The following is a 13532-nucleotide window of genomic DNA, read 5'->3' on the forward strand; positions in this document are numbered from 1 at the left end:
TGGACCCCTGGCTCGGCCAGACGTACGCTCGCCCTGTCATGGGGGACCAACTCACACTTCTGTTGCTCGGCCCTCCGTACCTGGCGATCGGGGAGACGCCTGTCGCCGTCCGGTCGGCCAAGAGCCGGGCACTGCTCTGTCACCTGGCCGCCGCGCCGGGCCCACGGTCGAGAGCCGAACTCGCGGGGTTGTTATGGGGTGAACGCCCCGACGCGCACGCCCGAGGCAGCCTGCGCCTGGCGCTGTCGGAGCTGCGCAAGGAGGTCGGCGGCTGGCTCGACATCACCCGAGACCACGTGGGTTTCCGCGCCGACCAGTGCTGCCACGTCGACCACGCGAAGCTGACCGGCGTCACCACCATCGGCGAAGCCCTGAAGTTATGGCGCGGCGAGTTCATGGACGGCGTCGCCTTCGTCGACGCCCCCGCCTTCGCCGAGTGGCTCGCCGCCGAACGCCTGCGGGTCCGTGCCCTTTTCCGAGACCTTCTTGTACGTCAGGCGGGCCCCGCCCACGAGATCGTCAAACTGGCCAGACTCCTGAGCGAACTGGACCCGTACGACGAGGAAGTACACCGCCTCCTCATCTCCTCACTGGCGGAGACAGGCAACCGCGCCCCCGCCCTGCTCGCCTACGCGAACCTGCGCGACCGCCTGGCCACCGACCTGGGCGTCGAACCGGCCGCGGAAACCCGAGCCATCCGCCAGGCCCTGGGCCCGCAACGAAAGCCCGCCGCCCTTCCGGTCCCCAGCACCCCACTCGTGGGCAGAAAAGCCGAGGTAGACCAGGTAGCAGCCCTACTAGGAAGGGAACGCATAGTCACCCTGCTGGGCCCGGGCGGCGTGGGCAAGACCCGCCTGGCCCTGGCCGCCGCAGCACGAGTGCCCGGCGCCGCGTTCGTCACGTTCGCCGGCGTAGGCCCCGAAGCCGCGGTCACCACGGTGGCCCGACGGCTGGGCATGGACCTGTCGTCTCCCCGCCCGGCGAAAGAGCTGCTGTTCGAAACCCTGGCCGACCGCTGCCTGCTCCTGGTGCTCGACAACCTGGAACACCTGCCGGACTTCGACGCCGTGATCGCCGAACTCATAGCCGCCTGCCCCGGAGTGCGCGTCCTGGCCACCAGCAGACGCCGCCTGACCCTCCCGAGCTTCGCCGTAGTAGTGGACGGCCTATCACCCCCAGCGGCCGAGGAACTGTTCGCCGTCAGAGCCCGCACCGTCCGCCCCGCTTTCGACCCTGGACGCGAATCCGCCCTGGTAGCCGACATCTGCGCCGCCACCCGAGGCTTACCACTGGCGATCGAACTGGCCGCCAGCCTCCTGCGCGCCCTGTCGTGCGCCGACCTCGCCGACCACCTGAACACCGGCCTGCTGGGCGCGGACGCCCTCACCCCCCGGCCCAGACACGCCACGATGCGCCGAGTCTTCGAGACCTCGTGGACGCTGCTCACCGACGAAGCCCGCCGCGTACTGCCGATCCTGTCGGCGTTCGGCGGCGGCTTCACCCTGGAAGCCGCTCTGGACGTCGCCGAGACCACCCCCGAAGTGCTGGTCCACCTGGTCGACCACAGCATGATCACCTTCCAGCCCCCGGCCCGCTACCTCATCCACCCCCTGATCCAGGCTTTCGCCACCCAGCACCTGACCACAGAGCAACCGACCCGATTACGCCACGCCCACCACTTCAAAGCCCTGCTGAAGAAGCACGCCCACGGCCTCCACGACGCGACCGACGAGCAGACCCCCACGCTGCTGGCCGCAGAACTGGACAACATCCGCCTGGCCTGGACCCACGCCCCCAACCCAGGCTTCCTCGACCTCTACTGGACGCTCTGCCTGAGACTCGGCCTGTACGAGGAGTCCGCGGCGATAGTGGAAACCAACCTGGAAGCCGATCGTCCAACCCCGGAGCAACGAGCCCGCCGGCTGCGCATGGCCGCAGTCAGCTACTACCAGCTGGCCAAAGAACGCCGCGCCCTGCACCTGGCCGAAGAGGCACTGGAAGCACTGGGCCGCCCATTGCCATCCGGGTGGCGCCGCACGGTCGTACACCTGTGCTCACCCGCAAGCCCGACCCCGCGCGAGGCAGAGGCAGCCCAAGCCCTGTCCCTGATCGCCATGTTCGCCTACTACCGCCAAGACCTCCCCACGATGTTGTCGGCAACGCTGCTGCAGCTCAACGCCGTGAACCGGTCGGCCGCCCCGGAACTGCGCGCCGAGGCCTACGCGAACGTCGCCACCGCAGTGAGAACCGCCGGCCAGTCCCGCCTGGCGAGACGCTACGCGAGGCGAGCCGACGAAGCGCTGGCCTCCCTCCCCAGAACACACGTCAGCGAAGCGGCGAACCGAGCGCGGGTGGCGAGAGGCATCGACCAGCTGTCATGCGGGGCCTTGGAAGCGGCCTGGCGCTCCTTCACGGAAGCCCGGTCACGAACCCTGGAACCGAGACTGGCGGAAGTCTGCACAGGCCTCCTGGCAGAGACCTCGATGTGGCGAGGCGAATTCGCCCGAGCCGCCGAGTTGTTCGTGGTGACGGGCGAACTGTCCGCGCGAAGGGTGGGCGGCGACGACATCGGCCGCTACTGGTGCCTAACGGGCCAGGCGGAAGCGCTGCTGCGCCAGGAGGGAGTGCCGTCGGCGCGGATCCGAGAGGTCCTGACGGCCGCCCAGGCCGCCACAAACCGTCGGCGGGCGCTTGAGCAGGCGTTCGGGCTACGGAACGGCCCGATCGTCGAGGTGATCCAGCGGATGCGACTATTCACGGGGTTCGCCCGGACGGACCTGCTCGATGGCCGGCCCGAGCGCGCTGCGGAGGCTGTGCCGGAGATCGTGGCGCTGGCCGGAAAGCTGCCGTCGGCGCAGCCGGGCATGCTGGAGTGCTGGTCGGGGCTGGCCGAGCTGCTGTGGGAGCTGCGCCGGCCTGACCCGGCGGTGGTGCGGACGGTGCTTCGGGGGATACGCGGCTATGCGGCGCGTTACCCGGGCGCGGCGGCGCGGTTGGGGTGGGGCCAAGTGCTTCTACGGGGGACCGCGGGGATGCCCGTGCGGAAGACGGCCTGGAAGGCCATGCAGGAGGCGGATCGGCTGGGCGTCGCTTATGACATCCGCCGAGCTGCGGAGGCGGCTGACGTGTCAGCGTCTACGTAATGGCGAGTGTCAGTGGGTGTTTGAGAAGTGGTGATTCCAGCCGGTAAGGGCCGGAGTGTCGCGTGGTCTGATGCCCCGAGAACGGCGCTACCCATCCGACTTGACCGACGCGCAGTGGGCGCTGATCAAGCCGCTGTTACCCGCCCCGAACACGGCCGGCCGGCCGGAGAAGCACGCTCGTCGTGATGTCGTGGACGCGGTCTTGTACGTAGTGCGTACCGGCTGCTCTGGCGGCAACCACCCTGGCAGACCGTCTAGCGGTACTTCCTCCGCTGGGAGGAAGCCAAGCTGACTAGGGGCAGCGTTGGAGCCGACCACGATCACCCGATGCCGTTCCGGCATGGGCGCGGCGCCGAGCCGGTCGAGGTGGTCGTCCAGGCGGCCTAGATCGGTATCGAGAACCCACGCTCCAGCCGGCTCCCCGTCGACCACGTCGAGGCGGGTGTACTGCTACCGGTTCCCCCACACCCAGAACAAGGCCGGGCGGTCAGCCGATACCTGACCGCAGGGAGGCACCGACGGCCTTCATCCGCGCATCTCGGACGACTCCCTGTGCGAGCTGCCCACTGCGAACGGATCATCGTTGCAGAGGAGGGCGTCCGAGGTGACAATGCGTGGAGGTGCCGGGTGGTCATCCCGGCGAAGTGTTGGAGGCGCTGCTTGTGAACACCGCACCGCGGTGCGCCTCGCTGTGCGCGCCAGACGCTGACGACTTCGCTTCGCCCACCGGCTGACCTGCTTCGTTCACGGTGGGCGCTTCCCCTCATGGGAGACCACCGTCGTGCCCGAAGACTTCAGGACGGTCGATCGCCGTCCTCTGACAATGGTTCTTGCCGCCAACCTCCTTTCGATCACTGGGAATTGCCTCACGTACATGGGCGTGCCGTGGTTCGTGCTGCAGAGCACGGGCAGCGCCGCCAAGGCCGGGATCGTCGCGTTCTGCACACTGCTGCCCGCGGTGCTCGCCGCGCTCGTCACCGGTCCGATCATCGACCGGATCGGGCGACTGAGGATGAGTGTCGCCTCGGATCTCGTCTGTGGAGTCGCAGTTGCGGCGATCCCGCTGCTGCACTCCGCCGGCGTCCTGCGTTTCTGGATGCTGTGCGTGCTCATGGCGGTGACAGGACTGTTCCGTTCGCCGGGTGAAACCGCCCGTGGCGTGCTGTTGCCCACTCTCGCCGAACGCGCCGGAATGCCCCTGATCAGAGCTAGCGGTTTGTACGACGGTGCGGCCCGCTGTGCGGCGCTGACGGGATCGGCTCTCGGAGGCGTGCTGATCGCCGTACTCGGAGCCGAGAACGTCCTGTGGGTGGATGCCGCGACCTTCGCCGTGTCCGCGCCGCTGTTCGCGTTCGGGGTGCGCGGCCTGCCCGAGGCACAAGCCCAGCGGCGGGTCGAGCCGACCTCGTTGCGTGCCTACCGTCGTGAACTCGCGGAAGGCTATCGCTTCCTGGCAGCGACTCCGCTGCTGCTGGCTCTATGCCTGATGACGCTGGTCACCAGGGGCCTCGACCAAGCATGGAGCGCCGTGCTCCTCCCCGTGGATACCGGTGTGGAGCTTGGCGGTTCCATCGATCTCGGTCTGTTGAACGCAGCCTTCGGGGTGTGCGCACTCGCGGGGGCGCTGGTCTTCGGGGCGGTAGGCAGCCGCTTTCGGCGGTGGCCAGTGTTCACCTGCGCCTTTCTCATTGGGGGAGCGCCGCGCTTCGTGGTCGCCGCCTTCACCGACACCTTCGCGCCGCTGGCCGTGATCATGGCGCTTGAGGGTCTCGCCTTCGGTGTACTCAACCCAATCATGGCCACAGTGACGTATGAGACGGTGCCGGAGGAACTGCGCAGCCGCGTGTTGAGTGCGACGACGGCCTCGGTCCAACTGGTCACTCCGATGGGCGGACTGGCTGCGGGCTTCCTCGTGGATTCGGCTGGCCTGCCCTGCACGCTGCTGACGGTTGGCGGTGTGTATCTGCTCGCCACGCTGTGCCCGTTGATCTTCCCGGTCTGGAGGAAGATGGACAGTACTGGTTCTTCCCACGACAGGGCGGAGGGCTCGCCGCCCCATGTCTCGGGATCGAAGCACGTGTAGAGGCGCGGGAGGCTTGTGCCTGGGCGGTCTTTCACCTGCGGACCGCCGCCCCGGAACTGCCCAGCCGCAGCGATGATTGACGAGACAGAATGGGCGGCATTTTAGTCATGATGCCGCCCGTTCCGTCGGCGCGTCAGCAGCACTGTCGTCGGTACTCCTGCGGCACCGGCGGTGTTGCTGTATTTCACCGACATTCCAGACGCCCACCCACCCCCGTCGTTGCTGGAACTCACCCACGAGCGTTCTTAACGTCATCGACGGGTCGCTGGACTACGGGTCAGAGTGAGCCATGGCGAGGTTGGGCACTACCGCCGATCGCCTCGACTGTCGAGGTCGTATAGCAGTAACGGTTTGCCTGCGTGACCACGAAGGGTGGCGCCGGTGGCTGCTGGGTGATCAGTCAGTTCCTGAGACCTTGATCCTTTGGGTGGACATTGGGCAGAAACCACCCGCAAACGATCACCGTCAGTCGCACACAGCCGAACAATAAAAGACGCCCGCAACCCCGCTGAGCAGCAGGTTACGGGCCATCTCAAGGGTGCCCCCCGGTAGGAATCGAACCTATGACACCAGGTTTAGGAAGGAGGGTAGCTTCGATGGGGATTGGCCTTCCTGACCTGCTAAAATGTAAGAGCCCCACGTCTAAGATGCGCCTCGCGGGTAGGCATTGGGATCGCAAGCTGTGGACCAGTCAGGTTGCCCTTGTCTTGTCGGCAAAGTTCTATGGTTCGCACCTCAGCCAAGTTGGTTATTCGTACGCGAGCTCTCCCACGCTAACGACTGGCAAGCCCGCAATTCCCGCAGTATGAGGAATGGCCAACTCGCCAATCGAGTTGGTCGATGCAGCCTTTTATTCCGGATGGATCTGGCGTCAAATTCCGCCCGATGCTCCAGGTGCCTTTGTGTCGAATGCCCTGCTAGATCATTTCGCATGTACTTCATGGCTACCTCCTCCTAGTCGCCGAAACCGGGAAACGTGCGCTCCTGGGCAGCGGCTACTAGTCACATCAGTCTCAGTGGTCGACGAACCATTCGGGTGGCGGTTGCAGCGAGAAGCCGGGAGAGCCGAGCACGAATCCGGAATATCCGGTCTCGCGGTCTTGGTAGCCTCCGTCGTCGTATGTCGTATCCAAGGATGTCACGACGATCGTCGCGTCATCGACCAGTGTGCGGAATCCTCTCTCTATCTCCAGCCCAACATCAAACCGAGCGGTGTAGTTGAAATACTCCGCCACCAACAGATCTCCCGTTCGGACCAAGCCTTGGAGCCATGCGAGCGTGTCCCGCATGAGTGCTTGGAAATGTTCGACGGTGGCGGGTCTGCGGGGAAATGGTGGGCAAAGGTGGAATAGCCGCTTACCGTTCTCCGGGAGATCGGGGCGGAAGTTTCGGAAATTGCCGACGTAGATTTCTCCAACAACGGGCTCGGGAGCAGCAGCCAGGTCCTCCCGCACGATCTCTAAGGCCCGCTCCCGCGAACCGTACGTCATCGCCAGCATGTCCAAGACTGCCAATGTTACGTCTGTGCTTGCGAATGCTTTGGCGATCGCGACGTCCGCACGTTTCGGATTGAGTTCGGCGCCCGCGTACATAAGACGCAGCATGCGCGCTGCCAGCGCGCCGGACCCCAGCCCGGCGAACGGTTCGATGAGGACACTGATGCCGTGCCGCTCCACCAGCGGACGCAGATTGGTGACCAGCTCGTCGATGTCACGCGTATCCGGTGCCTGCCCCCAGCGGTCGATTGGCGTGTTCGGATCGGCGATGAGGCGGCGGGTCCGGTAATAGTCCAGACAAAGATGCTTCACGACAGCCCTCGGTGTCAGCGAATGAACAGGTGCAGCAGTGGAAGCGTCACCAGTGCGACCGGCACCCCAACTACGCACATCGAATATGCGAGCTCCTTGTCAAGCCCGTGCCGCCCCGCGAGCAGAGCAGCGCCGATCATGGACGGCATTCCGGTTTGCAGCAGAGCGGCAGGCATGGACGAGTCGAGATCAGTCAACGGCACCACCGCAGTCAGTAGCAAGGCTGGGCCAACCACGGTGCGGACGCCAATGCCTATCGCCAGTTCGCGGAAGCGCTTCAAGCCGCTCAGCGTCACGCGGGTGCCAAGCGCGATCATCGAGAGTGGCAGCAGCGAGGCGCTGATCGCGAGGCCGAGTGACCCTACAGGGCCGTTTAGCAGATCGACGCCAGTCAAGCTCAGCAGCGTTCCGCCGACGAGCCCCCAGAGCGCTGGCATCCGGGTCAACTGCAATACGGTCGTGCGGTCGACCACGACCTGCGAGTTCGCCACCCAGTTCGCGTAGGTGGCAAACATCAGCGTTGTACCTAGCTGATCGAAGACGATCGCGTCGGGGAGCCCATCGGCACCCATGATCGCCGTCACCGCTGAAAAACCGAAGTAGGCGGTGTTGCCGAGCGGGGCGACCAAGAGCAGCGTCCTTTGGGTCGCACCGTCGATGCGAAACCAACGGCATGCCAGGAAGATCAGCACGGCGTCGAGCGCTGTGATAGCGAAACAGAGCCCGATGATCCAAAGCGAGTGCAGGCCCCATACGACCCGGGAAACCTGGAAGACAATGGTCAGCGGCAGCAACCAGTCAAGCACGGCACGATCCAGAAGCTGGCTGGCCGCTTCGGATGCGCCTTGCCTGCGTCCGAGCATGACGCCCACAGCGAAGAAGGTAACAATCTCTGTCATCGGCGTATGCGATCGTCGGCCCGTTAGTTGGCGGGTCTAGGTGTTAGCAACGGAATAGCGAATGTTCCGTTGCGTCGCTGCTCTTCCATGCGCCAGCCGCTGTTCAGCGCGCCGATCAGCACGGTGAGATCCTCCTCCGTTGAGCTGACGCCGAGCTCTTGGAGTAGCGACTCCAGCGAGCCCACCTGACGTGACCGGACCGCTGGCGAGAGGTTCGGCCAACGCACCGTAACGATGCTCTCAAACAGGATCGTCTCCACGAACATAGAGACGTCGCGAGCCTCTGATAAGGCGACAACCCGGTCCAGCCAGTATCGGATCAGGACGCGCTTGATCTCTCGGGGGTTCGCGCCGATGAGTCCAGCGTACTGGGAGAGGTATCTCCGCTCGATACGCATCCGGCGTTCGATCTCGACGGCGCGGGCAACGAGTTCCAGGTTGCGCGGATCGTCGGTGCTGGACAGCACGGGCATTAAGAGCCCGCTTCTGGCGGCCATGGATCGTGCGGCCGTGTTGCCCGACTTGGCGATGGTCGTCACATCGACCGCTACCGGGACGGTGCCAGAGACCCGGAACACGGAGGAGGTCGTGTTCTGTGTCGGCGGGTCGACCAAGGCGGGCGTGTAGTTCTCCCCAGTCGCGCTTGCCACTAGAGCTCCGCGTGCCCGGTGGGACAGGGGCGGCAGATCGAAAGACAGCAGGGCGATTTTCTCCATGAAGGAGGCACCGAGCTGCTTCGTGCGCGAGTGCCAATTGCCCTCTTGCGGGCCGTAACATGTCTCGATTGCGTTATAGAGCCAGTTGCGTTCGGCGAGCAGGATGAACGCGATGACCGAGCGGTTCCGGATCCGCCAGCCATGCGGGCGAGAGAGCAGTTTGTTGCAGGCCCGCAGCACCTCCAGCACCCGCGCAGGGTCGCAGCGGTCGAGTTCGTCGATGACCACCATCACTCGGCGGGGCAACCGCCGGAGCACCGCTCGCTCATACTTGCTGATCCGGTTCATCTCCGGTTCCAGGTCGGGGAGATGAACGCTGCGAAAGGCCGGCCGGGCCCGTCCGGTGAAATACGAGGCGAGCGCGAGCAGGGCACCAGCCACGGCGATGAAGTCGGAAAGGTTGTCCGCGTCCAATAAGATCGCGCCCTTGGTTGCGCCTGCGGGCTTGATCACCAGCACCTCGAGGAAGATCCGGAGGCCGAAGTACAGCGCGCCAAAGAAGATCAGACTCGATGCGAGTGCCCGCCATAGGCCGGGACGCGTGACCCAGAACCGGCGCAACGCGTCGCGTCGGCGCAGGAACCACGGTCGAGCGTCGGAGGAACTCCGCTCGAGCACGTTGAGCAGGTCGACGAGCGGCATCGACTGCCCGCGCTGCCACGCGTTGAAGGTTCCGGAGACCCACTGATCAATGTGGTCGTCCGCAGTCAATTGGTCCACCAGCATCTGTGCTGTCGAGGTCTTGCCAGCGCCCCACTCACCGCCGATGTGTACCAGGAAGCCGCGTTCCTCGACCTCGGAGCTCTCCAGCTGCCGTTCGAGCTCGGTGGCGGTCCGGCTGCACAGGAACACCAGCTCGTCGACAAGGCTGCTGCGGCCGATGGTGTCGGTCGACACGGGTGCGTCGACTAGGCCGATCGGTGGGTCCCACAGGCTGATGCTCTCCCGGCCTGCGGACGTGCTGCTGGTCAACAGGTCGAAGACCCAGACCCCACCGGAACCGCACGAGACGCGGTTGCCCGCGACCGAGAGTCCGGCTGTGGAGACCTGAACCGAGTGCTGGTGGACCAGACGACCGCTCTCCGGATCACGGCAGTCGATATTGCCGTCAGCGCCAGAGCTGAGCACATAGGAGTCGGTCAACGCGAGCGACTGTACGGGGCCTTCGTGGTGCCCGATCTTATCGAGCTCGGTCGACCCGTCGCGAAGAATCGCCAGCAGTCCGGAAGAGAAGCCCACCACGACTCCGACCTTTGGGATCTCCAGCAGCGAAGTGATCTCGTCGTGGTCTTGGAATGCGGTGATGACGCGAGTCTCCAGGTCTCCGTTAGGCGTTCGGGTGACCTCGAAGCCCTCGCCCGATGCTGTGCCGAGCACTAGGGATCCGTCTGCCCGCCAGGCGACCGCCGAGACCAGCCGATCACGAAGGCGAATGACGACATTGGTGTCCGAGGTCAAATCGGCGATGCCAACCTCGCCGCGGTCGGTGCCGTACGCCACACGTCCCGCCTTGCGGTCGAGATCAGCCGACCAGATATTGCCAGTGACGCCGAGAGAGCGTTCGGTGATGGGCTGCAGGTCGAGGCCGACGACATACAGCACACCCTTTTGCGCTACCGCGACCGCGACTTCGTCGTTCCACCAGGAGACATTCCGAATCCAGCCACCAGCCAACTGAGAATGGGCGAGCCGCTCGTTGGTCCGGGTGCTCCATAGCGCGACCGTGCCGTCGCCTGCAGCGGAGAGCAGACGCTCACCGTCTGGGTGCCAGGATGTTGTCCACACGCCGCGCGTTAGACCGCCCAGGACAGCCTTCGACGACAGATCCGAAGCCGACAAGCGGGACACCGTGCCGTCCGAACTGCCGGTAACGAGGCAGTGTAACTCTGCCGTGTAGTCGATGGTCCAAACGATGTCGCGGTGGGTCGCGCGCTCCGTGACCAGCTGGAAGCCTTCTTCGTTGCATAAGTACACCGCGACCCGGCCGTCGTCGAGACCGATCGCCAGCTGGTCGGTGCCAGTCCAGACGGCACATCGCGCTGGCGTTGAGCCGAGGATAACGGTGGCGATGGCCTCACCTGTGGTGGAGATGAGGCACTGTGTTGCGGAGGTGTCCTCGACCATGCAGAACGTCAGATATTCATTCTCAGGGCCGCCGAGCGCGAAACACGAGGTGAACTGGGCGCCACTTGGACCGGCGGGCACCACCGCAACTGAGCTACCGTCGCCGATATCGACTTGCCAAACCGCACCAGTGTCGTCGATTAAGTAAAGTTTCCCGGCTCGATCGTCGACTGCGGCCGCCATCGGTCGGCCTTGGCTTATGGCTCGCTGCCATTCGACGTCACCCGATTCGCCGTTCCAGTAGCAGACAGACCCGTCTGTCAGGACGGAGACGCCGGTAGTGCTCGAAACACGCCGGACGATGATCGCTTGCGTGTCATGTCGTAGCACGGTGCGCTGAGCTCCGGTCACCAAGTCCCAGAGACGCGTTGTTCCGTCGGCGCTGCAAGATGCCGCCAGGGCAGGAGACAAGACCGTGACATCCGCGACGGTCATGCGATGGCCATTGAGGCGGGTCATGACGCCGAAGTCCGACAGCCGCCGCCGCACCAACTGGCCATGTGCGGAGTTGATGATATACGAGTCGTCGTCGGTCGCGATGCCAGCGCAGATCGCCGCACCTGGGTGGATCAGGTGAGTCCAGCCGCCGTCGTGCCGTATGGCGAAATGCCGGTTAGTCATCGGTAAGCAAATCGACCGCTCGCCGGGCCAGTGCTGGTGCAAGGGTCATGCCCTCGCCTTCCTGCCCGTTAACCGAGACGACCCCACGGTAGTTACCCTGCCCGCGGACGATGAGCTGCTTGCGGTGCAACTCGAAGGGCCGGAAGCAGATGTCGATTGATCGGAGAGTGCGCCCCATCAGCCCGGGTATGTGGCGCTCGGCCTCCGCGCGGATCCGCTGCACGACGTAATCGAGATTGTCGTGCGACTGGCCGACCACCTCGCGCGAGCTGCCAATCCGCCAAAGGGCGTTGCGCTGTTCGAATGAGAACGCCACACCCAAGTCGATGTCGCTCGACTCCTTTCGGGCGAGGTAGGAGCTGTCATGCATGACGTAGTCCATGTTGCCCAGCGAGTCGTAGGTCAGGATGATTCCGCGCCGGGGGTTGATCGAGCGGTCCACCGGCCAGTCAACCTCGTTGTGATACGCGCCGGTGGCGAGGAGCACTGACCGGGCAGACATTGTCCGGTCGGAGTCCTCGCCGTGAGCCGTCAGCACGTATCTCCCGCCCTTAAACTCTATCGCCTCGATCTTGACAGAAGGCATCCAGTGGAGGAGGGCGCCGTGCTTGGTGTGCAGATAATCGAGCATCAACTGCGCGAAGCGGCGAGGTTCGATGCGCCCCTCCGCCGAGCAGCGGAATGCGCCAGGGATGTCGCCGGACATGTAAGGCGCAAGCTTCCGCAGCCGTGTACCAGAAATGTCCTCCACCTCCACGCCGGCCGCTGTCAGCTGATTCGCAACTCCCTCGCACACAGCCCGATCGGTCTCATTCCAATAAGTGACTATCCCGCCACACCAATTGATCACCTGGGCGAAGGGGGCGTCACTCACCGTTCCGATCGACTTGTAGAGCTCGATCGCCTCGAGCGCCATGCGGATCGACTCGTCGGTGGCTTTGTCCTGCAGTCCAATGGAGCCTCCGCTGGTTAAGGTTGTCCCTGCCCCACATGTCACCCGGCTCTCGATCAGAAGGGTGCGAAGACGCTTCACCCGGACCGAGTGCCAGGCAGCGAGCATGCCGGTGACGCCAGCACCAACGATGGCGACGTCGAATATGTCGTACGAAGGCTCCACCGCAAAATGCTCCTCTACTCGGTGGCTAGGACTCCCTTAATCTGACGGACCGGTCAAGTCCCGGACTTGGCCATTTCCCCGAGGTGCACCAGAGCAGTGAGCGTCTCATTGATTGGTGTCGGGATGCCGTACTTCGCACCGAGTTCGACGATGGTGCCGTTCAGCGCGTCGACCTCGGTGAGTCGGCCCTGTTCCAGGTCGACGAAGGTCGACGCCCGATGGTTGGGAAGGCTCTCCCAGTTTGCGAAGGCCCGGTCGAGCTGGCCGTCCGGCAGGTCGACGCCAGCGGCGCGACCTACCGCGACGATCTCGTCGATGAGTTTGTTCAGGGTGTGGTGCCACACAGCCGACTCGCGGAGCACGCGGAACGTGGCGCTAGTAAGGCCGCTGACAGCGTTCTGGCTGCACGCGATGACCATTTTGTCCCAGATGACGCGCTTGATATTCATCGAGAGTTCGAAAACGAGCGGCGAGCCCTGCAGCCTGCCAACGAACGACTTGATGCGGTCAGCGTGCTCGGCGTCCACGCCGTCAAGGCCGAGAACGGTGCGCATGTTGCTGCCAGCCTCGACGCTGTGGGGACCCGTCCGCTTAGCACCCAGGTATGAGACGCCGCCCACCACCCGATGGACGCCGAGACGCTCGCCGTACTCAGTCAAGGGCCGCACACCGGTCTGGAGTGTGACCACCGTCGCGTTCGGGGACAGCCACTCGGCCAGCACGTCGGCCAGAGCTTTCGTGTCCGGGTATTTCACTAGGCAGACGGCAATGTCCGCCCGGGCGAGCAGGCCAGGGTCAGCCGACGCGGTGATGGCGGCGTGCTGAGTGGAACCATCGTGGGTGAGCGTGATGCCGCCCGCCGATTCGATTGCATTTGCCTGCGACACGCCCCTCACCAGCAACTCTGGATTGACGAATGTCGACATAAGGGCTCCATACGCGAGGCCCAGTGACCCTCCACCGCAGAGGACTACGTTCATAGCGATACCTCTCCCGAGTGCTAAATAGCGCCACTACAAAT

Annotated in this window: 7 protein-coding genes and 1 pseudogene; 3 read left to right on the forward strand and 5 right to left on the reverse strand. The window is 64.8% G+C overall.

Features of this window, described 5'->3' with window-relative positions; genetic code table 11:
• Positions 1-38 precede the first annotated feature (38 nt).
• From AW274_RS31510 to AW274_RS31515, 3 genes and pseudogenes are all read left to right on the forward strand, one after another.
• Positions 39-3143 (forward strand): AfsR/SARP family transcriptional regulator, encoded by a 3105-nt coding sequence (locus AW274_RS31510; protein ID WP_062439955.1) that lies wholly within the window; start codon positions 39-41, stop codon positions 3141-3143.
• 70 nt (positions 3144-3213) lie between these two features.
• Positions 3214-3398: pseudogene (locus tag AW274_RS39650) on the forward strand (transposase); the annotation flags it as partial.
• Between the two features lie 526 nt (positions 3399-3924).
• Positions 3925-5226 (forward strand): MFS transporter, encoded by a 1302-nt coding sequence (locus AW274_RS31515; protein ID WP_198169504.1) that lies wholly within the window; start codon positions 3925-3927, stop codon positions 5224-5226.
• Between the two features lie 1013 nt (positions 5227-6239).
• On the opposite strand, the gene AW274_RS31520 is transcribed toward AW274_RS31515, so the two are convergent.
• From AW274_RS31520 to AW274_RS31540, 5 genes are read right to left on the reverse strand one after another with little or no spacing between them, the layout of a single operon-like run.
• The gene (locus AW274_RS31520) at positions 6240-7034 is read right to left on the reverse strand and encodes a hypothetical protein (protein WP_062439961.1); all 795 of its coding nucleotides are present in this window, start codon (positions 7032-7034) and stop codon (positions 6240-6242) included.
• A 14-nt stretch (positions 7035-7048) separates the two neighbouring features.
• Positions 7049-7933 carry an AEC family transporter gene (locus tag AW274_RS31525; RefSeq protein ID WP_062439965.1) on the reverse strand — a complete coding sequence of 295 codons (885 nt, stop codon included), beginning with the start codon at positions 7931-7933 and terminating at the stop codon, positions 7049-7051.
• 23 nt (positions 7934-7956) lie between these two features.
• A complete protein-coding gene (locus tag AW274_RS31530) occupies positions 7957-11394 on the reverse strand; it encodes a P-loop NTPase fold protein (RefSeq protein WP_083975123.1) in 3438 nt (1145 codons plus the stop codon).
• Positions 11387-12511, reverse strand: a complete 1125-nt coding sequence (locus AW274_RS31535; RefSeq protein WP_062439971.1) for an NAD(P)/FAD-dependent oxidoreductase — start codon at positions 12509-12511, stop codon at positions 11387-11389. Before AW274_RS31535 ends, AW274_RS31530 begins: the two co-directional genes overlap by 8 nt.
• A gap of 53 nt (positions 12512-12564) precedes the next feature.
• Entirely contained in the window at positions 12565-13491 is a 927-nt protein-coding gene (locus AW274_RS31540) for a ketopantoate reductase family protein (RefSeq protein WP_083975126.1), read from the reverse strand.
• Positions 13492-13532: the final 41 nt, after the last annotated feature.

This window comes from Herbidospora daliensis (assembly GCF_001570585.1).
In the GTDB taxonomy this organism is placed as follows: Bacteria; Actinomycetota; Actinomycetes; order Streptosporangiales; family Streptosporangiaceae; genus Herbidospora; species Herbidospora daliensis.